We start from the raw sequence: 23,116 nt of genomic DNA, 5'->3' as shown, positions 1-23,116 counted from the left end.
AAGTGCGAGTTACGGATGACGGAACAGACAGGAATTATTACCGCATTTACTGATATATCAAGCAAACTCAGACGATTTGTTGCACGTATTGTCAGCCCTGATGACGTTGAAGATATAATTCAAGAAACGTTTATTAAAAGTTACGAGGCTGATCTTAAGCAAAATATTGAATATACCCACAGTTATATGCTTAAAACTGCTAAGCACTTAGCATTAAATCACGTTGCGAAATGGGATAATAAATACAAAGAGTCCCTTGATGAGCATCAACAAGTCACCAATCAGATGCGCTCAATGGCACTTGAAGATGAAGTCACCTCAAAAGAGCGGTTTTTATTTTTTTGTCGCGTGACTAACGAATTGAGCCCTCAAGTTAAAAAGTGTTTTATTTTAAAAAAGGTCTATGGTCTAAGCCAAAAGGAAATCGCAATTAAAATGAAGTTGAGCGAAAGTACAGTTGAAAAGCACATCGCCAAAGGGCTCTTGCATGCATTGCATGCTATGAAAGCACATGACACTCAGCAACTAAATCAATTAAATACCACTGATGTAACCGCCAAAGAGGTGAATAAATGAGTAATGTTCATCCTTTTTCGTCGAAAGATATGATTCAAGCTCAGGCGAGTCGTTGGGTAAGCGCAATTGACAGAGGCTTATCTGATAAAGAGGTGCATGAGTTACAGCAATGGGCAAAACAAAGCAGTGCCCATCAAGATGCGTTATTTGAACTCGCTCAACTTTGGGATGAAATGAGTGTGCTCAATGAGCTAAGTAGCCTTTTTCCTGAAAAAACTCAACATAAACAACCTGTGGTTTTTGGCTTGGCAACCGCGGCAAGTTTTCTAGTTGTGATGTTACTGGGTTGTGTTTTACTGATTTACTCAAGTTATTGGCAATCAGCTGAAGACGACCATGCGAAATTTACAAAGATTTATCGAACCAAAGTCGGTGAGCAGGCAACCTATGTCTTGCCAGACAGCACGATTGTTCAGCTTAACACCAATACAAAGTTAGAAGTGGTGTACACGGGCGACCGTCGTCAACTTATATTGAATCGAGGCGAGGGGCGTTTCAATGTTGCCAAGGATGCGAGCAGACCTTTTACAGTCATTGCCGGGGATAAGTCTTTTACAGCCCTTGGCACCGTGTTTAATGTTCAACGCAATACCTCATCAGATCTTGAGTTGGTAGTCACAGAGGGCAAAGTAATGATAGCTGAGCCACACACGCTTGTTGATGCAAATGACTTTGAGCATTTAAAAGATGCTTCAAACGAGAGTCTGTCGATAAAAAAACTCCATGCGAACGTGGTTGTCTCGGGTGAAAAAGCGCTTATAAAACACAGTAAAACCGAGCCTGTTAAACAACTGTCGATGGATGATGTACAACGAGATTTAGCATGGCAGCATGGTATGATTATTTTTAATGGTGAGCCTTTAGGTGAAGCGCTACAAGAGGTTAGTCGCTACACAGCTACCCGTTTTGAATTGACTGATCCTGATTTAACTTCTTTAAAAGTTGCGGGCGTTTTCAAGGCTGGCGATATAAAAGGATTACTTGAGTCGTTGCACGCTAATTTAGCGGTTAAACATCAACGCTTAGGCGAGCATCGTGTTAGTTTAAGTTTTGAAAGTAAAAGCTAATTTCCCTCATGAAAAAAAATGATTTTCACGTTGTTAATGTTAATCACAAAAAATTAAATAAAAAAAGTTAAATTTACATAGTGGATTTTTCTTTCTGAACTGTTTGATTAAGTTGCGCAGTAAACAATTGCATTTATTTCCAGCGTCGATGGCTGTCTACGGCTTATGTATGGGGCAGCCAGCCATTGCTGCTGAAAAGCAAATGCTGCAATTTGATATTAAAGCGCAACGAGCAGATTTAGCCTTGATTGAATTCGCTAAGCAAACAGACCAAACGGTTATTTTCTCTTTTGAGCTTGCTAAGCAATATCAAGCACAGTCGGTGTTTGGTTTTTATACCAAGCTAGATGCACTTGAGACCATGCTTCAAGGTACAAAGCTCGATGCGGTTGTTGATCAAACTGGTTTACTGAGTATAAAACTCAAACAAATCAATAGGAAAGATAACAACATGAAAAACCTTTCAGGGGTCAGTGCTGCAGTCGTGCCGTTACTACTTGCAAGCAATAATCAGGCATTTGCAGCAGAACAAGCTGCAGAAGAAAATATCGAGAAAATCGCTGTTGTTGGTAGTCGTGTAGCAGGGCGCTCAGTTGAGGATTTACCGGTACCCGTTGATATTTTAAGTGCGGAGGCACTTGAAAATACAGGACAAACAGAAGTGGGCCGTATGCTTCAAGCTATCGCCCCTTCTTTTAACTTTTCCAGCTCGTCTATCAGTGATGGTACTGATGCGCTGCGTCCGGCAACACTACGTGGTTTAGGGCCCGACCAAACTTTAGTGCTTATCAATGGTAAGCGTCGTCACCAAGCGAGTATCATCCACATTAATACGTCAGTAGGTCGTGGTACGGCGGGTACTGACATGAATGCTATTCCTGCGGCATCAATTAAGCGCATTGAAGTTTTACGTGATGGTGCGGCTGCACAATATGGTTCAGATGCGATTGCCGGTGTTATCAATATCGTGTTAAAAGATGCTGAAGAAGGCGGTAAAGCAGCCATTAATTATGGCGAATACTCAGAGGGTGATGGCGAAACTGTTAATATTGATTTTAACAAAGGTTTTGCCTTGGGTGATGATGGTTATTTAAATACCACAATTAACTACCGTGATCGCGCCCCAACGAACCGTGCTGGCCTTCATGGCTCATGTCAATTTTATGGTTGTACGGAGCTTGATGACGGCACTTTACTTGCTGGTGACCCACGCGAACTCACAGCACCGCGTGACACATTTAGAATTGGTGATGCTGATTCTCAGCAATTTGCGCTAACCGTTAATACTGGTTATGAACTTGCTGGTGGTGAGCTGTATGGTTTTATCACTTATTCAAACCGTGAAAATGAATCAGCGGCATTTTTCCGCCACAACGCCAATGCGACTGGTAACCCTGTATTGCAAGACGGTGATGCAACAATCCCGATGGGTTTCTTGCCGAAAATTAATACTGTTATTGATGACGTGTCTTATAACGTAGGTTTTAAAAAGTCGTTCGATAATGGCTCAAGCATTGACTTATCTTACACCTATGGTGAAAACAGCATTGATTACACCACAAGTGACACAATTAATGGTTCGTACGCAAACTTACTTCGTTATGAGCAAGGTTTATCAGCAGATGAAATTCGTGCCACCATCCCGCGTTCAGCGTTTGCATATGGCCTAGAATTATCTCTACAAACACTTAATCTCGATTACACAAAAGATTACGATAATTTTTCATTAGCATTGGGTGCTGAAATCCGCACAGATGAATTCCGCATCTTAGAGGGCAGTGAATATGCTTATCGTGATTACGACACCGTTGATGGTGTAAGCATTTATTCAGGCCTCAGCGGCGGTGTAGGTAGTGAAGATGCAGCCAGTGGTACACAAGGCTTTGGTGGTTCTGATCCTGCGTCATCTGTGGATGAATCACGTGATGTGATCTCATTTTATGCGGATGCTGAAACTTACGTGATCGATGATGTTATTATCTCAGGCGCGCTTCGTTACGATAACTACAAAGGCTTTGGCGACACTGTTAACTTTAAGCTAGCGGCTAATTGGTCGATTACTGAAGACGTCTCTTTACGCGGTGCATTGAGTACAGGTTTTAGAGCACCGTCTATGCAACAGCTTTACTTTAATAACATAAGTACACAGTTTGTTGTTGGCGATGATGGCAGCTTAGTGGCTGAACAAGTGGGTACTTTTAGAAACGACAGTACACTCGCGCAATCTATTGGTATTCCTAAGTTAAAAGAAGAAAAATCGCAAAACCGTAGTTTAGGTATTGTGTATAACGTGACTGACAATATCAACGTAACCATTGACTACTATTCGATTGATATTGATGACCGTATCGTTATTTCTAACCGTTTAGGCAAAGGTTTATCAGATACACTTGATGCTGCACTTGTCAGCTCTGGCGCAGGGGCTGGTCAGTTTTTCTTAAATGGTGCGGACACAGAAACAGAAGGTGTTGATTTAGTTGCCACATGGAACACTGAAGGCCTTGGCGGCACGCTCGATTTCACTTTTGCTGCTAACTTCACCAAAACAGATGTGGTTGATTTATTTACGCCATCAGGCAGTGGTCTTGAAACGATTCCTGTTGAAGACGTGTTTTCTGCTCAAGAAACGTCAATCATCGAAGAGTGGCAGCCAGAAGATCGCATTAACTTAAGTGCACTTTACCGACTTGAAGACTGGACAGTAAACTTATCACTGAATCGCTATGGTGAGTACACTGTGGAAGACGGTGGACGTCAAACATACGGTGCTGAAATCTTAACGGATGTGAAAGTGAGTTACTTCTTTGATGAAAACTTATCGTTTAACATTGGTGCTAATAACCTATTTGATGTTTATCCAGATAAGAACACCATTGGTAATTCGCGCTCGGGTACGATAGTTGATGCAAACGGCAACACAATAGTGTCAAGCCCTGGTGTATTCACTTACTCTCGTCGCTCAGCACCATTTGGTTTTAACGGTGCATACTACTACGTAGGTGCAGAGTACAAGTTCTAAACTCTCTTTAAATTCCTTTATTATTATAAACTTGCAAAGGGCCGTTAGGCCCTTTTTTAGTTATAAAGACGTGCCTATAGAGATTGGAACATCTTGATATTGTTTTATTTTATCAAGCAAGGTGACCAAAGTTTTGTGACTACTTTGCTCACTTGCTGTTACTTGCACATTTGTCATTTCAAATTGTGCGGTAAATAACGCGAGGTTAGCTATTATCTGCTCTGGTGTTATAAGCCGGTTTGCAAAGTAAATACTATCATTCTCAGTGATAGTGAATTGCGCTTGTTTTTTCGGGTTATCAAGAGTTGGTTTTGCCAAAGGGCGATTAATTTCAATAGCGCGCTCTTTAACAAACGAGGTTGTTACGATAAAAAATATAAGCAAGATAAACACAATATCGAGCATGGGGGTCATATCTACATCAGCGTTTGCAGTGGTTTTTTTATGTTGTTTCACCATAATTAGGTCCTTGTTGTTTTTGGCCAAGACACAAAATTTATGATTAAGTGCACTAGCCACAGTCGTGTTATGAACACGGATTATTTTTAAATTGCTGGGCGCCACAGCAGTTTTCGGATCCTAAATTTAAAGTTAGCAGCTTTTAAAAATACGGTAGTTAAATAATTATTCTAAGTTTATTAAATGTTTGTAGCGTTTTTGTTGGTGGAGTTTTTTTTATTCACTTTAATGAAATCATAATAAGCTTTGTTAGGTCATCTCGATGTAACTAAGTTAAAAGGATGGATAAATGCTAAAAATTAAGTCTTTGGTTTGTGCTGTATGTCTTGTTTTACCCGCAGCAAGTTTTGCTGAGCAATCAGTAAATGGGCAAGATTTCATAAATTTATTTGAGAAGCTCTCGGGTAAGCAGCCAGGTATCAGAAAAGGTCACGCCAAAGGTGTGTGCGCTGTCGGCACATTTACACCTAATCAAGCAGCAAAACAGTATTCAATCAGCCCTTTATTTAATGCGCCGTCTCAAGCCAATATCCGTTTTTCTATGGGCGGTGGAAACCCTCACGCTGATGAAACATCACGTTCACCACGTGGTATGGGGGTGCAGTTTGTTTTAGAAAATGGCGATGTGCACAATATTGCAGGGCTTACCACGCCTGTTTTTGCAGGTAACAGCCCTGAAGCATTTTTTGGTTTGCTAAGCACTTTATTACCTGACGAAAAAACGGGTCAAATCGATTTTGCAAAAGTGAAAGCATACAGGCAACAACACCCGAGTACCTTAGGGCAATTTAATTGGCTACAAAGCCATAATCCGCCTGAATCGTATGTATCTTCGCGTTATTTTGGTGTGCATACCTTTTACATGGTTGATGAAAAGGGCGCTAAGCATGCCTTTAGATGGACTATGGTGCCAGAAGAGCCAGAACAAGTGCTAACAGAGGAGCAAATGAAAACATTACCCAAGTCATTTCTGGCTAAGCGGCTTGAAAAGGATTTAGCGAAAGGGAAGGTTCATTATCGTTTTCAAGCAGAGTTAGCCGAGCCAGGTGATGTATTAACGGATCCCTCAGTTCGTTGGCCCGCTGAACGCACAACAATTAATTTAGGAAAGCTTACGATAGAATCTACGGGCGAATCAGGTTGTGACCTCACTAATTATGACCCAAACCTATTGTCTGAAGGCTTTATGCCAAGTGATGACAAAGTACTTAAGTTACGCTCAACAGCCTACGCTATTTCATTTGCTAAGCGTTTAACGGGGCAATAAATAAAACTAAATCGCTTGGAGTTAACATATTAAAGAAAATACATTTTAATTCTACCTGTCAGGTTTGATTAAAAGGAATTAATCAAACCTGAAAGGCGTATATGAGCGAGAAGCAGGCTGTCGGATAAACTCGTTTTTGGACAGAAATGTGTCAGAGTCCCAGCGAGCAACTTAATGTGATTGTTAGACGACTACAGCATTGACCCGCTTACGAAGCTCCTTAATGTAAAAATTACCTCGTTTACACGCAGTCTCTAACTGTTCTTCTGAATATACTTCTTCTATTACTCTAACGCCGGATTTTCTTTTTGCTGTAATTTTTTTCCTCTGGGCACCAGGTTGATTTATTCCATTTGGGGAATGCATCCAAATGGAATGTGCCAAATCATTTCTTATTTTTTCGAAATCGTCGATTTTGCCTAGTGCGAATTTGAACTCACGAAATGTTTCGCTATCTCGATCACTAAATTTAAGCATGGAAGAAGAAACAAGAGCAACTAACTGACGATAAGATAATTCAGCGGTGAGAATCTGAAGACGTTCATTGTCAAGTTTTAAAAGCTGCCCAACACATATTTGTAGTTCATATTCAATGACACTTTGCTGCACCATTATCGAAGCGTAAAGCTCTAGAAACCTTGAAGATATCGCAGAACTTATTGCATGTAATGACCAATCTGGTTCATCAATCATCAGTGTTTCCCTTGTCGTCTAACGCCCCATTCAGGGGCTTTTAATTGTTGGCTAAAATAACGAACGCAGTGAGGAAAGCTAACGGTTAAAAAGTCCCGCACTACAATGGCTTATTAGTTACCTTTCGCAAATTGCCAAAAATCTCTGTTTGCGTATAAAACCCAATTTAAACTTTTTGGAACCATATAGAAATAAAGAATATCAGTAGTAGTTTGAAAGGCATCAAAGTTAGCCCAGCTCAAAGCGATACTTTCATTTAGTCTTTTAGTTAAACCTGAACCTTTATATATACGTTCAAAGGACTCAAATACAAACACTGTATCATTACTTTGATATTCATGCGTATCTGAGAAAATTTGATTAAATTGTTCTTTAGATAACCAAGGCTTCAATTCGGAATTGATGCCCTTATTAACTATCCAAGAATCCGAAATGACCTTTAACTCTTGATCATTTTCAGTTTTGATGAACGATTTTAAATCATCAAAATTCAACTCGTACTCCCTAAGCAACTAACAATTTTATAGTGCGTGCGTCGCGCATCTTTCTGCCAATGTCACGCTCATGTATTAATAAATCTATTAGTAACAAATAACGTAATGCATTGCCAATTCTAATTTTTTATTGGTACTAAAGATATTCAGAAAAAATGCGCTCGTCGCTCATTTTCTTGAATATGTGCGCATACTACACAGGATGGAAATCAATTAACTATTATTTTAAGCCAAACTCAATATCTGGTTATTTTTCAAAACAGCCCTTTAGAGCATTTACATTAACTCGTTTAGGGGCATAAACGAGTCATGCTAAATGGTCCGTTATTTGGACTTAGTTGAACTTCGGGAAATAGTGAACTAGAGATGGTGAATTAGTTCTTAGTTGTCTTTCAAATGATACCCAAATCTAATGGTTAAATTTTCAGATAAAATACGAACCACTCCATCTAAATAGATAAAAGCCCAGCTGAACTGGGCTTTGATTAGTTAGCAAGTTAGTGTTTTTTAAGCTTACTCATTTCAGCGTGACAGCTTTGAATAGTTAGCAGTGTTTTTGATAACGCTGCTTCACAGTCGTGTGGCTGAGGCTTGTCGAGTGCGTGCTTAATTTCAGCAAGTGTTTTGTCTTCAACTTCTTCAAGCTCATCAACGTAGGTTTTATCTTTATCAGCGCCAAGTTTAGTAATTAACGCGGTATAGGCTTTACGTGCTTCTACAGCAAATGCAGAGCCATTTTCGCGTTCACCTGTTTCATTGATGGCGTAAGGTTGTAAGCGCTCTATGCTTACTTTACGAGCATCTATCATGCGTTGAAATAGTGCAATTATGGCTGGATCTTCAACCTTTTCCTGTGCTTTTTCATAAAAATCGATACCACTGTTCATAACTTGAATGATATCTGCAATATGATGAACGTCATGTCCTTGATGTGTTTGCATAATGACCTCTTTAAAATTTAAATTTAATAACTTAAAAACAATGCATATAAATTAGAGCAAGACACGTTCCATAGTCGTTAATTATTTATAAGGCTTTTACTTTCAATGGTTTGTAAAATTATAAAGAGATAAGAAAGGGGCTGATGTGTCCTCGTTAAAGCAAACATCAGCAATAATTACAAATTAATAGGTAAAATGTTACTTAAGCTCATCTGCGACTTCAGCCACTTTTTGACGTAACCATATGTGACTGGCATCACGGTGTAATAAAGGGCTCCAGATCATATCGAGCTCAAATGGAGGAATTGGGAAGGGTGGCTCAAGAATCGTTAAACCAGGGTCATCTAGGTATATATTGGCAGCTTTTGAAGGCAGAGTTGCAACCAGGTTTTGTTCTTTTGCTAAGTGAATGGCTACATGATAATTACGTGTGAAGGTTGCAATATTCCGGTGCTTACCAAAATGAGCAAGTGCTTCATCTACCCAGCCAAGCTTTTGTACATCTTTAGGATCCATACCCACGCCAACACCAAATCCTGTTTTACTTACCCAGATATGGCGGGCTTTTAAATAGCTATCAAGGCTAAAGTCTTCAATAATAGGATTATCGGCTTTTACTAAGCAACAAAAGCTATCTTTCCAAATCTGCTTATAATGAAATGATTGTGGTAAGTTTTCAAAGCGATTTATAGCCATATCAACTTTACCGTTTTCAACATCATGAAAGGTCACATCGCTTGGTGTTAAGATATCTAATGTTGTATCCGGTGCTTCTTCGTGTAATTTACTCAGTAAGCGTGGTGCGAGGGTGCTTGCAGCGTAGTCACTGGCCATGATACGAAAGACTCGCTTACTTTGCGATGCTTCAAATTCGCGGTTAGGGGCAAGCGTTTCTTCTAACGTCATTAAAATGCCGCGGATCACAGGTTGCAGTTCTTTAGCACGTTCAGTTGGAACCATACCTTCACTGGTGCGAACTAAGATAGGATCGTTAAATAAATTGCGAAGACGCTTGAGGCCGTTACTCATTGCTGGCTGAGTTATACTCAGCTGGTTGGCTGCTTTTGTTACATTACACTCCCTAAGCAGCGTATCGAGGTAAACAAGTAAGTTTAAATCTATTTTACTTATATTCATTGCATGTCCTTAGTGTTTACCAATAATGGATAAACCGTTGTCCGGCAGGGTACGGGTAAATATGACTCACCTTGCCTTGTTTTATATTCTTTTGCGCTTGTTGCCAAAACTCTGGGTCTTCAAGCTCTGGATGAGTACTCAGCAAGTATTGCTTATATACAGGGTTTGCCGTGACAAAGGTGCATAATTGTTCAGGGAAAACATCTTGTGGCGCAACTGAGTAGCTTTGCTCATTCGTTAGATAATCATCATATGATTTTGCTTTTGGCAATGCTCTAAAGTTCATATCAGTTAAATACTGAACTTCATCGTAATCGTAAAAAATAACGCGATTGTGTTTACTCACCCCAAAGTTTTTTAAGAGCATGTCACCTGGAAAAATGTTGACGGCAATCATTTCTTTTAGAGCTTGGCCGTACTCTTCAATGGCTTCAAACGCTTGTTGCTCAGTGGCATTCTCAAGGTACATATTAAGGGGCGTCATTCGCCTTTCAATATATAAATGTTTGATAATCAGCCACTCGCCCTCAATAATCATCGAAGAGCCAATTGTTTTATGTAACTCTTCAAGTAATTTACTATCAAAGCGAGCAAGAGGAAATACGACGTTCGAATACTCTATTGTATCTGCCATTCGACCAACGCGGTCATGGCTTTTAACGAGTTGGTAGCGTTTCAATACGGTATCACGGCCAAACGGTTTGCTTTCGCCAAAGGTGTCTTTAATCACTTTGAATACGTAACCAAACGAGGGGAGGGTGAATACCATCATCACCATCCCCGGTGTACCTGGGGCTATAACGAGGTTGTCTTTAGAATGGTTTAAGTGACTTAAAAATTCACGATAGAATTCTGTCTTGCCTTGTTTGTGAAAGCCAATAGCATTGTATAGCTCCGCTAAGGTCTTATTTGGCATAAGTTGGTTTAGAAAGCGAACGAGTGCCGATGGCGCATGGGTTTCAACCATGAAATAAGCACGTGCGAAGCCAAAAATAACTCGCATTTGTGATGACTTGGTCAGTAGCGCATCTAGATACAAGCCTTTGTCTTCATGGTGTAAAACAGCAATAATGAAAGGCTGCACACCACTTTGTGACACCACACGACCAACAATGTAGGCAGCTTTATTACGGTAAAAAGGTGCTTGCAGGATATCAAAACGCATTTGCCACGCTTGATGATGTGTATCGGGTGCTTGTTTATAAAAGGCCTTTACCAATAGGCGGATGTCGCGTTCTAAATCCACAAATGGCGCTTTAAAATCAAATTGGGTGATGATTTTGCGAATAGTCGGTCTTAAGCCATCAACAACAGGAAAATAGCTTCTATACTCAGCCTCAACAGGAAGCGCAGGTGCATCAGCGAGTGTTGCTTCGACGAAAATAAAATCATTGTTAAAGTAGCGACGATGAAATAGTCGACAAAAAACGGAGTTATAAAATGTTTCGGCAAGCTCTGCTTGTGGGTGGAAACTTAAAAAATGTTGATAGATTTGCTTGGTTTCTAACCAGCATGTTTGATCAAGCTCGATGATTTGCTGCTCGTTTAACGATTTTAGTTTTGTAATTGTTTCGTTTACCCGATCATCGTAATGGCTGATCCTGAGTTTGCTAATTTCATTAATCTTTTGCCAATTTTGCTGAGCAAAGGCATAGGGGGCTTTAGCTGTTATTGCTTGAAAAAGTTTATAGTGATTGCGAAAGCCAGATAAAATTAGCTCTGCAATATGTTGTGGTTGCATATAAACCCCTTCTTAAAAACTCAATACACTTATATTAGAGCTTTAACTCTAGCGTGTTAAGAATATGTTATTTAATCATGAAACCCAATAGTTAAACATAACTAATTATATCGCTTTAACTTTTTTTCTAATCCAGCGAGTTTTTTAGTTAACACGTCAACATCTTGTTTGTATTGCTTATTAATTGATTTTAGCTGTTGCTTGATGTCTTTTTCGATTCGCTTTTTGTCTTGATCAGATAATATTCTGTTAAGGCGTTGCTCTTGCTGAAATTGGGCGCGATCACGCTCACGGTCTAAAATGGCAAGCTTGTGTTTATTACTGCGTATTTCAGCCTCAAGGTTACGAACAATTTGCTGGCGCTCTAATTCGTTTAACTGCTTAACAAAGTCTTTCGGTGCTTCAATATTAGGGTCAGTTACATTGATGGTGTGTTTAGTTGCGCGGCTACCGCAAGGTTGTTGGCTAAAAATAGTGCCTTTATCTGTCGTACACTTATAGTATTGAGCTGCAAACTGTTTTGTAGGGTAGATAAAAAACAGAAAACTAAATAAAAAAAGGATTACGGCTTTCATGACATCCATGTCCTCTAAATTAATAGTGTTGAGTAACTATAATTAAGCCGTCATTTTTAGCATATTAAGGGGTAAAGCGTTTTAGTTTTTTTATGCTCTGTACTAAAAATGGAATGTCGAGTCCTTGCTCAATAGCAAAACCCTGTGCGGCCGATATATTTTTAAAGTTGCCATCTGAATCTATTAGTGTGATCCGATCCTTTTTAAATGCAATAAAGACATTTTGAGAATAGTTTACACCTGTGTCGTCATGGCGTTTATACAAATTACTACCCAGCATTGTTTGTTTAGCTAAGCTTTGGCAGCCAAGATATTGCCCAATGCTTGTTGCGATAATATCACTTGGCTGAATAAGTCCGTCAGTTTGGACAACTTTTTTATCTGAGCTATAAAGTCTTGAGGTTGTTACTATACCGTTGTTTTGCTGTGCTAGGCTAAATGCAAAAATGGTGGTTGCATCTTCACGAACGTTGGTTGTGTTCGACGCATTAATAAGTCTAACGGCGGCATCTGACTGAGTAATATTCACATAATCGAATTGATTAAAGCCTTCTACATGCAATGAACGTTTTTCATTAACCCATAGCGGCAATTGCTGATTAGTAATAATAGGGGCTTTATAAAAAGCAGGTAAGCCGTATAACAAACTAAATAGTGTGTCTTCTGTTTCAATAGGTTGAAGAAATAAGTCCGTTTTGCGTAAAGTCGGCTCACCGGCTACAAACTGCTCTAATGCTTGATTATCTGAAAAGACTAAAATATCTACTTTAGCGGCAGTCTCTACACTACATTGTTCAATAGGCGAAGGTGGTAAATAGCCGACGTTATGAGGGTCGAGCCTTACATCGTGCGCTTCTTTATAGCTTTCTATATCGAGTAAGTCGTTTTTAGCTAATAAGCTTTTGGCTGTTGTTGGGTATGACAGCGGGAGTACATTATCTTGTTTGGTAATATCAAACTTTAAGTTAGCATCAGCCCAGATATGAATACTATGGCTGAGTGCAAAACACACTAAAATAGTGCTAGTTGCATAACGTGCGAATTTGTATTGCTTTAAACGGGCAAGGTGATGCCAAGTATAATTACTCACAAGTAACTGAAACGCGAGAATAAGCAGCACAATACCGCCTGCAAGTAAGGTTGTAAGTGCAGGAGAGCTGGTTAAACGATGCCATAACAATGAGACAATTTCAGGTAATGCAGACGAGTTTAAGTGATACCCTAAATTAAAATAGACATAGGCATCAAGCGTTAAAAGTGATGCCCCAACGGTGGCTATTAGAGCGGCCATACCGCGTATGTGTCGCGGGTATGGAAAGACTAAACTTAATGGAAATATCGTTAAAACAAAGGCAATAAAAGTAATAAAGCTTGTATGACTTAACCAGGTTACCAACATATACACAACCCCCATAAAGGTGGTCGGTGCACTGTCTGCAAATAAATAACTCAGACTAATAAATAACACTAAGCCGATATTTGCGAAGGTAAACCAGTGCCCCCAGCTTAAAAGCTGACTTACTTTTGATGAGAATTGACTTTGTTGCGATAAATTCATAAATATTATTTAACCGACTGTGCTAATGCTTTTGCAAAGTTGTCGGCAACAGCTTGTCTTTTCTCTGACGGGACATGCTCTTTTAAAATATGCGTGATAGAATTTCCTAAACACATAAGACTTAAATCAACAGGCGCTTTATGCTCTGTCAGTACATCAATCAGCTGATCTACGATTTGTTCTACTTGGTCATTGGAATATTTTGATATGATAGGCATCAGTTGGTTCGATAAAAAGAGTTATATTCCCGTATTTTAACACCAGAGGCGTGAAAAACAAAGATGACAATAGATGTTAAAAAATTAGTCGTTCATTATGTAGACAAAAAGGACGACGATACAGAAATTCATTTACGCAATGATGAGATGGTTGTTAACGACAAAGTTGCTGTATTTATTGAACAGTTACACCATGCATACAATGGAAAACCGGGTAAAGGTTATTGCGCGTTTAGCGGCGATAAAAACAGTGTGGTTGCATCAGCGATGCAAAGCTACCGCAATGATGAGCTCGGCTTTTGGCATATGACCGAGCAAGCAACTAACGTATTAAAAGAAGAGCTCAATAAGTATGCCTTTAATGAAACAGGTTATTTAGTTTTTTGTCATTATCAGTATGTGGCAAGTGACTTTCTGTTGATTGCTATGATCAACATCAAAGAGCATTACTCAATTACGTCTGAGCTTGATTTAGCATCGTCGCGTCACTTAGATATTTCTCGTATGCAATTGGCTGCACGGGTTGACTTAACCGCATGGGATACGCAACCAGAGGATAATCGTTATATTTCTTTCATTAAAGGTCGTGCGGGTCGCAAAGTCGCAGATTTCTTTTTAGACTTTTTAGGCTGCGAAGAGGGAATTGATCCTAAGCAACAAAGTCAAGTGATGCTAAATGCCGTAGAAGATTATTTATCAGAACAGCAATACGACAAGTCAGAAAAAGACGAGCTACGCAAACAAGTTTTTGATTACTGTAATGACTGCGTAACGACAGGGGAAGATGCCAATGTTAAAGAGCTGTCGGCTACATTATCAAAAAGTGACGATAGTCCATTTGAGAGCTTTTGCCAAGAGCAGAGCTACGACTTAGAAGAGTCGTTCCCTGTAGATAAAAAGACCGTCACCAGCATGGTGAAATTTTCAGGTATGGGTGGTGGCGTCAGTGTTAGCTTTGAGCGTAAACATTTAGGTGAACGTGTAACGTACAATGAAGCAACTGATACGCTAGTGATAAAAGGCATTCCGCCTAATCTGAAAGACCAATTGCAGCGCTTTATGGAGCAAGAAAAGGGATGAGCGAGCTTTAAGTTATTAGCTTAAAAGCGAGCTAAGAATGGCGGGTTTGAGTGCTTTATCGATCTTGCACATTTAAGAAGCTGAAACTACAAGCTTTATTTAATGCACTAGCACAGCAATTCAGTGGTGTGAGCTTATGGTTGGCGTGGACGAATTTACTACCATGCCAACGAACCGTTTGAATAATTATTAAAGGGATACTATGACTTATAAGGCAATAAATTTTAAAGATAAATTTTCTAAATTTAGTGATCATTGGTCGCCACGTGTCATAGCTGAAATGAACGACTATCAGTTTAAACTCGCTAAAGTTGAAGGAGAGTTTGTTTGGCATGATCACCCTGATACTGACGAAGTATTTATTGTCATTGAAGGTGAGTTAGACATTGAGTTCAGAGATGGTTCGGTAAGCCTAACATCGGGAGAACTGTTTGTCATTCCAAAGGGTGTTGAGCATAAACCTAGAGCTATAACGGAATGCAAAATAATGCTTGTTGAGCCGAAAGGCGTTGTAAATACCGGTGATACAGGTGGTGAACTAACGGCTGTTAATGATATTTGGGTGTAGTTAACAAACTTGTTGATGTCAGATTCAAATGAGCAATAATTGGACCTCCCGATAGGTAGTATTGTATTTGATTATTAGACATTTTTTATTTACATACTTTATCAAAAACAGTCACTATGGATACTAAACTACAAGGAGCTAACATCACATTACGTTAGCATGAAGTAAGTACCGTGGCGATACTAACTCATTTTATTAAGAGAACCAGCTAATGGTAGTAACTGCATTTTTAGTTAACTCGTTTACTGCACAGGAGAGCGGTGGGAATCCTGCTGGTGTTGTTCTAAATGCCGATGCGCTTTCTGATAATAAGAAATTAGCAATAGCTCAGGAAATCGGCTTTTCAGAAACGGCGTTTGTTTCACGCGATCCTGAAGCTGATTTTGCGGTATCATTTTTTACCACCACTACTGAAGTCGATTTTTGTGGTCATGCAACACTCGCTGTGTTTTCAACTATGTTTCGACATGGCCTTGTTAAAGCAGGAAGCTATACACAGAGAACCAAAGCAGGTTTACTTGGCGTTAGCATTGATGAAAGTGGCCTAGTTACCATGGAGCAAGCCTTACCGCAGTTTTTAGGCACGTTCAGATACGATGAAATAGCAAAACTAATCGGGCTTGATGTTAGTGTATTATCATCAACCAAGATGCCTATTGAGGTTATATCAACAGGCCTGGCAGATATAATTGTGCCTGTACCTTATGGAACACTCGATAAGATAAGTTGCGATGATTCTTTAATTGCTGATTTTAGTAAAATACATAATGTGGTAGGCATTCACGCCTTTGAGCTTGAAAACACGCAAAGCACTATAACCGCAAGTTGCCGCAATTTTGCGCCTTTATTTGGTATTTCGGAGGAATCTGCAACAGGTAGTGCGAGTGGGGCGCTTGCCTGTTATTTAACAAAGCATGTTTTTAGAAATTCGAATAATCACTTTATATTTGAGCAAGGGCGAGCAATGGGCTGTTCTTCATTAATTACTGCGTCAGTTGAATCTAATAATAGGCAAATTAAGAAGGTTATTGTTGGTGGTACAGCTAATGAAATAGGCACAAGGCGTATATCTGTGAGCTAATTCTTTCACAAGGCCTTCAATTTAACACAGTATTTGTATTGCCTTTATGTTTCTTCGTTAATTTACTATTGCTCTGTGGTCAGCGTTATCAACTAACTTAGTTTTTAAATCCCATCTTAAAAGACCATTGTAACTTTTCCTAACATACAGTAGGTTTATGTACCTTATTTAGGTTTTGTGTGTGTTCGACTCTAGGGTTAACTTTACAACTAAAGGTGAAAACAATGATAAAAGTAAGTGTTATGTATCCTAATAGTGACAAGGCATTCTTTGACATAAATTATTATGTAAATACTCATTTTCCACTCGTCTCAGGATTATTGGGGGATGCGCTGATTGGAGTCAGTGTTGATTCTGGTTTATCGGGCGGGACTATTAATGAAAAACCTGCCTTTATCGCGATTGGACATTTGATGTTTGATTCTTTAAAAGCATTTGAGGATTCGTTTAGCCCTCATGCAGAGGAGATCCTTGCAGATTTACCGAATTTTACAAACGTACAACCACAAGTTCAGATCAATAAGGTTGAAATTTAAGTTAGACCGTTACTACGCTTATTAAGTGCGTTGATATTTATGTAACTCAGTAAAAATAAAAAAGCCGCGTTATGTTGATAACGCGGCTTCATTTGTTTGCTGAGCTTAATTAGTCTACTAGCATTGTTTTCGCCATTTCAGCACTCGCTTTTCCTGCAGGCTTGATTGAACCAGCACGCAGGCCGCTGTCTGGAATAGTAACACGTTTATCATGTGCCATTGCCGCTGGAGTAGGCTCTGGCTCACTATCTGCAACTGGTGCAGGTTTAGCCATTACAGCGCTTGCTGAACCTTTCACTAAAATTGTTTTCTCATTTTTAGCAGGCTGTTCAGCTTGTGCTGACTCTTCCGTTTTTACTGGTTCTTCAGCTTTCACTGGTTCTTCAGCTTGTACTGGCTCTTCAGCTTGTACTGGTTCTTCAGCTTGTACTGGTTCTTCAGCTTGTACTGGCTCTTCAGCTTGTACTGGTTCTTCAGCTTGTACTGGCTCTTCAGCTTGTACTGGCTCTTCAGCTTGTACTGGCTCTTCAGCTTTTACTGGTTCTTCAGTTTTCACTGGCTCTTCAGCTTGTACTGGCTCTTCAGCTTTTACTGGTTCTTCAGTTTTCACTGGTTCTTCAGCTTTTACTGGCTCTTCAGCATTCACTGGTTCTTCAGTTTTAACTGGTTCTTCAGTTTTCACTGGCTTTTCAGCTTTCACTGACTCTTCAGCTTTCACTGGCTCTTCAGCTTTCACTGGCTCTTCAGCTTTTACTGGTTCTTCAGTTTGAGCTTGCTTTGCCTTTAGTTCAGCTTCGTATTCAGCAGCAGCTTGATCTGCAACTGGGATGAATGCTGGTGCATCAGTTTTCTCATCACTCGATTTTTCATCGTGCTCTGGGCGACGACGACGTTGACCAGCGGCACGAAGGTGACGCGGCGAACGACGAGAGCGAGTACGTGGTTGGGCTTGCTCTTCTTCAGTTGATGTTTCAACCACTGATTCAGCTTGCTCAGCTTGTTTAGGCTCAGTGTCAGCTTTTACAGGTTCTGTAGGTGCTTGCTTTTCAGCAACAGGTTGTTCTGCCTGTTCAGTCTCAACAGCTACAGCTTCTTTTACAGGCTTAGCTGGTTTCTCAGCTTTAGCTGCTTGCTCAACTGTTTCAGTCGTAGTGTGTACTGTATTTGCTTCATCTGCGCTTTCGTCTGTTACGCGAACTTTTTTGCGTAAGTTACGACGTTGACGACGAACCTTAGGCTTTGTCTCTTTTGGTTGCTCAGATGGCTTTTCTTGGGCAGTGTCTTTTGTCGTTTGTTCTACATCGTCATTACGTTTTTCATTACGTTTTCTGTTGTTAGAATTACGACGACGCTTGTTGCGATTCTCGTTTCCTTCTTTTTGCTCAGGCTTATTCGAAGTGTTTGTGCTTTCTTCTTTAGCTTGCGCATCATCAGGACGTTTATTACGAGAATTGCGACGACGTTGATTGTTACTACGACGACGGTTGTCGTTGTTGCGACGATTATTGCTACGTCTTTGCGCTGCTTTTTTCTCTTCTTGCTCTTTTTCTGCTTCATCTTCGGCATTGTTGAATAACGACTTGAAGAACTTACCAATCGCAGCAAATAAACCACCTTCAGGTTTCTTAACTACAGGAGCCGGTTGCTCAGCTTTTGGTGCCGCTTGAGGAGCTGGTGTTGTAGGCATAACCACACCTTTCAACACAGGCTCTTCACGAACAGGTGCAGAAGGTGACTTAGCCATCTCGAATGATTCTGGTTCAGGCGCAACGACTTGTTCGTAGCTTACGGTTTCAATCGTTTCATCTTTACGTAAGCGAACCACTTCATAATGAGGTGTTTCTAAATGCTGATTTGGAATAATTACGACATCAACATTATGGCGCTTTTCAATACGGTGAACGCTACGGCGCTTTTCATTTAACAAATAAGCGGCAACAGCAACAGGTACTTGCGCATTCACTTGCGATGTGTTGTCTTTAATCGCTTCTTCTTCAAGTAAACGAAGAATTGAAAGGGCAATAGACTCATTTGAGCGAATAGTACCTTGGCCGCTACAACGAGGACAAGGACCTTGGCTTGCTTCACCTAATGATGGACGTAAGCGTTGACGTGACATTTCAAGTAGACCAAAGCGAGAGATCTTACCAATTTGTACGCGAGCACGGTCTGGACGCGCCGCATCTTTTAAACGGTTTTCAACTTCACGTTGGTGACGAGGTGGAGTCATATCGATGAAATCAATAACAATAAGACCACCTAAATCACGTAAACGTAATTGACGGGCAATCTCGTCAGCCGCTTCTAAGTTTGTATTAAGCGCAGTTTCTTCGATATCGCCGCCTTTTGTGGCTTTTGATGAGTTAATATCGATAGATGTTAATGCTTCTGTTGGGTCAATAACAATTGAGCCACCTGACGGTAAGCGAACTTCGCGTTGGAAGGCTGATTCAATTTGGCTTTCGATTTGGTAATGCGTGAATAAAGGCACATCACCTTGATACAGTTTCACACGGCTCATGAAGTCAGGGCGGAAGCGTTCAATGTGCGCTTTTGCTTCTTCAAATACGCGTGCTTTATCAATTAAAATCTCACCAATATCACGACGTAGATAGTCACGAATAGCGCGGAAAATAACGTTGCTTTCTTGGTGGATTAAAAATGGAGCAGGGCCGCTATCGGCAGCTTGCTGAATTGCTTCCCAATGAACTAACAGTGCTTTTAAATCGTACTCAAGTTCTTCAAATGATTTACCAACACCGGCTGTACGAACAATTAAGCCCATGCCTTTCGGTAATTCTAAACGGCTTAGTGCTTCTTTTAATTCAGTACGCTCATCACCCTCGATACGGCGTGAAATACCACCAGCACGCGGGTTGTTTGGCATCAGTACCAAGTAGCTACCAGCAACGCTGATAAAAGTTGTTAACGCAGCACCTTTTTGGCCACGTTCTTCTTTATCAACTTGGACGATAACTTCCTGACCTTCTTTAATTACGTCACGAATATTCGGACGACCTTGGAAAGTATAACCTTGCGGGAAGTAAGTACGTGCGATCTCTTTTAATGGTAGAAAACCATGTCTTTCAGCGCCATAATCAACGAAGGCTGCTTCAAGAGATGGTTCGATACGGGTGATTTTACCCTTGTAAATGTTGGCTTTTTTTTGTTCGTGACCTGGGCTTTCGATATCTAAATCATATAGGCGCTGGCCATCAACCAGTGCAACACGCATTTCTTCTTGCTGCGTCGCATTGATTAGCATACGTTTCATATTGTTACTCTACTAATTCTGTCGCTGACATGACGATTTATCTCGTCTGTTCAGTAGCTTTTGACGGTTATTTTTGTGCAATCTCACGACTGGTTAAGGTCAAAAACCTTTATTGTATGCATACATTGAGCGTGTCTATGGTGTGGCTGACAATAACATGCTGTCACGTTATTAAATTCTTTTCGGTGCCAAAACTGCCGTTCTTATCTACGGCTCTTTATTACGAGTTCTGTCCAGAAGTCGACCATGTTCAAATTGTAATTCAATGTCTTGCTACAACTGTAAATTCTGAACGACGTTTTTACGTCGTCACTATCAGACAATTTATCTGTTCAATTGCTTTTTTAATCATTAATCAACATTCGTGCTCAAATTATGCAGGCAATATATTACGCGCATCGCCGATAATTGAACGCTCGTGTTGGCTGGGTGGTTATAAAAGCTTTGGAAAACTTAGCGCGGATCTGTATGATCGGCAACCCAGAATATGCATCACGAATGTATTAATGTGATAAAAAGCACCGTTGTTAATTGCAAACTTACGTTGCGTTAGTGATTATCCCACTATTACAACCGCGTTAGCAACTAAATTATTTACTTAAATCAGTGATTAGGCAATGTCAGAAAAAACCGGCTTACAAGTATCATTCGTTACCATCAGTGAAGACCATTTTGGTCAACGCATTGATAACTTTCTTATAACTCACCTAAAAGGTGTGCCTAAAAGTGCAGTGTATAAAATTCTTCGTAAAGGCGAAGTGCGAGTAAATAAAAAACGTATAAAACCAGTTTATAAGTTACAACTTAATGATGTTGTCAGAATCCCGCCAATTAAAGTGGCTGAAAAAGAAGAATTTGTACCTAAAAAGCTCGACAAAGTTAAACAGCTTGAAGACGCTATTTTATTTGAAGATAAGTATTTGATGGTGATTAATAAGCCTTCAGGTATGGCCGTGCATGGCGGTAGTGGCCTAAGTTATGGCTTAATTGAGGCACTGCGTGTACTTCGCCCTGAAGAGCGTAGCTTAGAACTTGTTCATCGCTTGGACCGTGACACTTCAGGCTGTTTGTTGATTTCTAAAAGGCGTTCAGTGTTGACTGATTTACACAGGCAGCTACGTGAAAAAACCATGGAAAAGAACTATTGGGCATTAGTGGATGGTCAGTGGGATGCAAAAACCAAAAATGTCACCGAGGGTCTTCGTAAAAACACGTTGAAGTCTGGTGAGCGCGTTGTGCGTGTTGATAACACGGAAGGTAAACCATCGCATACTCGTTTTCGTGTGCTTGAGCGTTACGCAGAGTGTTCATTAGTGCAAGCGTCTCCAGTTACGGGTCGTACTCACCAAATTCGTGTGCATACACAATGTAAGGGGCATCCTATTGCCTGTGATGATAAATACGGTGTCGCAGAGTTTGATCAATACGTGAATAAGCTGACTGGTTTAAATCGTTTGTTTTTACATGCCCATGATTTACGCTTTATGCATCCTAAAAACGAAACAACCATGCATGTTGAAGCGCCATTAGACAAAGCGTTAAGTAACTGTATTAAAAAACTACGTGCTGATAATGAACAAATTTAAGCTGGTTATTTTTGATTGGGATGGCACAGTAATGGACTCTGTGCCGAAAATTGTTACGTGTTTGCAAAATACTGCCAAACAGTTGGGTATCGATATACCAACAGAGCAGCAAGCAAAAGATGTGATTGGCTTATCGCTAGTCAAAGCGACTGAAGCACTTTTCCCTGCCCATTTACACTTAAATGATGAACTAGTCGCAGGCTATAAAGCGCAGTACCGTGAGCTAGATGTCACACCTACACCGTTATTCGCTGATGTAGAAACGGTATTAAATCAGCTAAGCGACGCAGGTATGCAATTGGCAGTGGCTACCGGTAAAGGGCGTGAAGGTATCGATAGGTTACTTAAAGAATCAGGCCTTGGTAAGTACTTTGTTAATGTAAAGTGCTCTGATGATGCTAAGTCGAAGCCATCACCAGATATGCTTGAGCAAATTTTACGCGAGCAAGACATAGCTAAGCACGACGCTGTGATGATTGGTGACAGTCAATTGGATATGGCAATGGCTAATGCTGCGGGTATTGCCTGTATTGGTGTCAGTTTCGGTGCACATAGTAAGGCGCAGTTAGAGCAACATACGCCGTTATGTGTTGTTGATTCATACCAACAATTGCTACACGTTTTAACTACGCCTCTTGAAGCATCAGCACATCAACATCAAATTCAGCCAGTAGTTTAGTTAGAGAGATCAGTGGCAGACCTATCAGTGTATTTGGGTCATCGCCACTGAGCTTTTCAAATAAGCAAATACCTAACCCTTCGCTTTTAAAGCTGCCTGCGCAGTTATAAGGCTGCTCAGCATCGCAATAAGCATTTATTTGCGCAAGTGTCAGTGTTTTGAATGTCACCTTAAAAGGCACCACAGTGGTAATCGCTTTATTACTTTTGATATCAAAAACACTCAAACCTGTTAAGAATGTCACCGTATGACCACTGAATGAGGATAACTGTGCAACTGCATTGTCTTTAGTGTGGGGCTTTCCTAAAATCGCATTGTCAAATACTGCAACCTGATCAGAGCCTATTACTAAACCTTCATCAAAATGCTGTGTTGCTACACGGGCTTTTTGTTCGCTTAAACGCTTTACCAGTTGCTCAGGTGTTTCACCCGCGATAGGGGATTCATCAATTTCTGGAGAGAAACTTTGAAAAGGTAAGTTGAACTTAGTTAATAATTGCTGTCTAAATGGTGAGCTTGACGCTAATATAAGTGTTGGTTTCATAAAAAATTCTGGATGAAAATTGT

At 40.2% G+C, this 23,116-nt stretch carries 21 protein-coding genes; 10 read left to right on the top strand and 11 right to left on the bottom strand.

All coding sequences use genetic code 11. The annotated features are described in order from the left end of the window. Window positions 1–15: 15 nt before the first annotated feature. From L0Z67_RS09465 to L0Z67_RS09455, 3 genes are all read left to right on the top strand, one after another. Window positions 16–576, top strand: a complete 561-nt coding sequence (locus L0Z67_RS09465) for an RNA polymerase sigma factor (protein ID WP_062569255.1) — start codon at window positions 16–18, stop codon at window positions 574–576. Then, window positions 573–1,643 carry a FecR family protein gene (locus L0Z67_RS09460; RefSeq protein ID WP_237114161.1) on the top strand — a complete coding sequence of 357 codons (1,071 nt, stop codon included), beginning with the start codon at window positions 573–575 and terminating at the stop codon, window positions 1,641–1,643. Before L0Z67_RS09465 ends, L0Z67_RS09460 begins: the two co-directional genes overlap by 4 nt. A 169-nt stretch (window positions 1,644–1,812) precedes the next feature. Continuing rightward, window positions 1,813–4,662 carry a TonB-dependent receptor plug domain-containing protein gene (locus L0Z67_RS09455; RefSeq protein WP_405127900.1) on the top strand — a complete coding sequence of 950 codons (2,850 nt, stop codon included), beginning with the start codon at window positions 1,813–1,815 and terminating at the stop codon, window positions 4,660–4,662. A gap of 60 nt (window positions 4,663–4,722) precedes the next feature. Here L0Z67_RS09455 and L0Z67_RS09450 read toward each other — a convergent pair whose 3' ends face one another. Then, window positions 4,723–5,121, bottom strand: coding sequence for an ExbD/TolR family protein (locus tag L0Z67_RS09450; RefSeq protein WP_405127899.1), 399 nt, complete (start codon window positions 5,119–5,121; stop codon window positions 4,723–4,725). Window positions 5,122–5,410: 289 nt separating this feature from the next. On the opposite strand from L0Z67_RS09450, the gene L0Z67_RS09445 reads away from it, so the two are divergent. Further along, on the top strand, window positions 5,411–6,388 hold the full coding sequence (locus tag L0Z67_RS09445) for a catalase family peroxidase (protein ID WP_237127818.1): 978 nt from the start codon (window positions 5,411–5,413) through the stop codon (window positions 6,386–6,388). 183 nt (window positions 6,389–6,571) lie between these two features. On the opposite strand, the gene L0Z67_RS09440 is transcribed toward L0Z67_RS09445, so the two are convergent. From L0Z67_RS09440 to L0Z67_RS09405, 8 genes are all read right to left on the bottom strand, one after another. After that, window positions 6,572–7,081, bottom strand: a complete 510-nt coding sequence (locus L0Z67_RS09440; RefSeq protein ID WP_405127898.1) for a hypothetical protein — start codon at window positions 7,079–7,081, stop codon at window positions 6,572–6,574. Window positions 7,082–7,194: 113 nt separating this feature from the next. Next, window positions 7,195–7,575: a hypothetical protein gene (locus L0Z67_RS09435; protein WP_062569249.1), complete on the bottom strand. Its 381-nt coding sequence runs from the start codon at window positions 7,573–7,575 to the stop codon at window positions 7,195–7,197. 497 nt (window positions 7,576–8,072) lie between these two features. After that, on the bottom strand, window positions 8,073–8,516 hold the full coding sequence (locus tag L0Z67_RS09430) for a PA2169 family four-helix-bundle protein (RefSeq protein ID WP_062569411.1): 444 nt from the start codon (window positions 8,514–8,516) through the stop codon (window positions 8,073–8,075). Between the two features lie 198 nt (window positions 8,517–8,714). Continuing rightward, a complete protein-coding gene (locus L0Z67_RS09425) occupies window positions 8,715–9,653 on the bottom strand; it encodes a LysR family transcriptional regulator (protein ID WP_062569248.1) in 939 nt (312 codons plus the stop codon). A 16-nt stretch (window positions 9,654–9,669) separates the two neighbouring features. Beyond that, on the bottom strand, window positions 9,670–11,394 hold the full coding sequence (gene aceK, locus L0Z67_RS09420; RefSeq protein WP_237114155.1) for a bifunctional isocitrate dehydrogenase kinase/phosphatase: 1,725 nt from the start codon (window positions 11,392–11,394) through the stop codon (window positions 9,670–9,672). 101 nt (window positions 11,395–11,495) lie between these two features. Further along, window positions 11,496–11,969: a DUF4124 domain-containing protein gene (locus L0Z67_RS09415; RefSeq protein WP_193987395.1), complete on the bottom strand. Its 474-nt coding sequence runs from the start codon at window positions 11,967–11,969 to the stop codon at window positions 11,496–11,498. Between the two features lie 64 nt (window positions 11,970–12,033). Beyond that, complete coding sequence (locus tag L0Z67_RS09410) at window positions 12,034–13,527, bottom strand: DUF3413 domain-containing protein (protein WP_130150032.1); 1,494 nt, start codon at window positions 13,525–13,527, stop codon at window positions 12,034–12,036. Window positions 13,528–13,532: 5 nt separating this feature from the next. After that, window positions 13,533–13,745 (bottom strand): DUF1414 domain-containing protein, encoded by a 213-nt coding sequence (locus tag L0Z67_RS09405; protein ID WP_054554702.1) that lies wholly within the window; start codon window positions 13,743–13,745, stop codon window positions 13,533–13,535. A gap of 63 nt (window positions 13,746–13,808) precedes the next feature. On the opposite strand from L0Z67_RS09405, the gene yejK reads away from it, so the two are divergent. From yejK to L0Z67_RS09385, 4 genes are all read left to right on the top strand, one after another. Further along, entirely contained in the window at window positions 13,809–14,825 is a 1,017-nt protein-coding gene (gene yejK / locus L0Z67_RS09400) for a nucleoid-associated protein YejK (protein WP_193988910.1), read from the top strand. Between the two features lie 202 nt (window positions 14,826–15,027). Further along, window positions 15,028–15,393: a cupin domain-containing protein gene (locus L0Z67_RS09395; RefSeq protein ID WP_062569243.1), complete on the top strand. Its 366-nt coding sequence runs from the start codon at window positions 15,028–15,030 to the stop codon at window positions 15,391–15,393. A 211-nt stretch (window positions 15,394–15,604) separates the two neighbouring features. Continuing rightward, window positions 15,605–16,474: a PhzF family phenazine biosynthesis protein gene (locus L0Z67_RS09390; protein ID WP_405127897.1), complete on the top strand. Its 870-nt coding sequence runs from the start codon at window positions 15,605–15,607 to the stop codon at window positions 16,472–16,474. Between the two features lie 224 nt (window positions 16,475–16,698). Further along, window positions 16,699–17,010 (top strand): EthD family reductase, encoded by a 312-nt coding sequence (locus L0Z67_RS09385; protein ID WP_062569241.1) that lies wholly within the window; start codon window positions 16,699–16,701, stop codon window positions 17,008–17,010. A gap of 109 nt (window positions 17,011–17,119) precedes the next feature. Here L0Z67_RS09385 and rne read toward each other — a convergent pair whose 3' ends face one another. Further along, window positions 17,120–20,284, bottom strand: coding sequence for a ribonuclease E (gene rne, locus L0Z67_RS09380; RefSeq protein ID WP_405127896.1), 3,165 nt, complete (start codon window positions 20,282–20,284; stop codon window positions 17,120–17,122). 617 nt (window positions 20,285–20,901) lie between these two features. Between rne and rluC the strand changes: the two genes are divergently transcribed. Both rluC and L0Z67_RS09370 read left to right on the top strand, forming a co-directional pair. Continuing rightward, window positions 20,902–21,870: a 23S rRNA pseudouridine(955/2504/2580) synthase RluC gene (gene rluC, locus L0Z67_RS09375; protein WP_193988907.1), complete on the top strand. Its 969-nt coding sequence runs from the start codon at window positions 20,902–20,904 to the stop codon at window positions 21,868–21,870. Further along, window positions 21,857–22,549: an HAD family hydrolase gene (locus L0Z67_RS09370; RefSeq protein WP_405127895.1), complete on the top strand. Its 693-nt coding sequence runs from the start codon at window positions 21,857–21,859 to the stop codon at window positions 22,547–22,549. The genes rluC and L0Z67_RS09370 overlap by 14 nt, the downstream gene beginning before the upstream one ends. Here the strand turns inward: L0Z67_RS09370 and L0Z67_RS09365 are convergent. Beyond that, complete coding sequence (locus tag L0Z67_RS09365; protein WP_405127894.1) at window positions 22,497–23,093, bottom strand: Maf family protein; 597 nt, start codon at window positions 23,091–23,093, stop codon at window positions 22,497–22,499. The genes L0Z67_RS09370 and L0Z67_RS09365 overlap by 53 nt on opposite strands. Window positions 23,094–23,116 lie beyond the last annotated feature (23 nt).

Origin of the sequence: Pseudoalteromonas sp. PB2-1 (assembly GCF_045040605.1) — a bacterium.
In the GTDB taxonomy this organism is placed as follows: Bacteria; Pseudomonadota; Gammaproteobacteria; order Enterobacterales; family Alteromonadaceae; genus Pseudoalteromonas; species Pseudoalteromonas arabiensis.
Note: the sequence above shows the minus strand (reverse complement) of the source record. Positions and strands in the feature narration are given on the sequence as shown.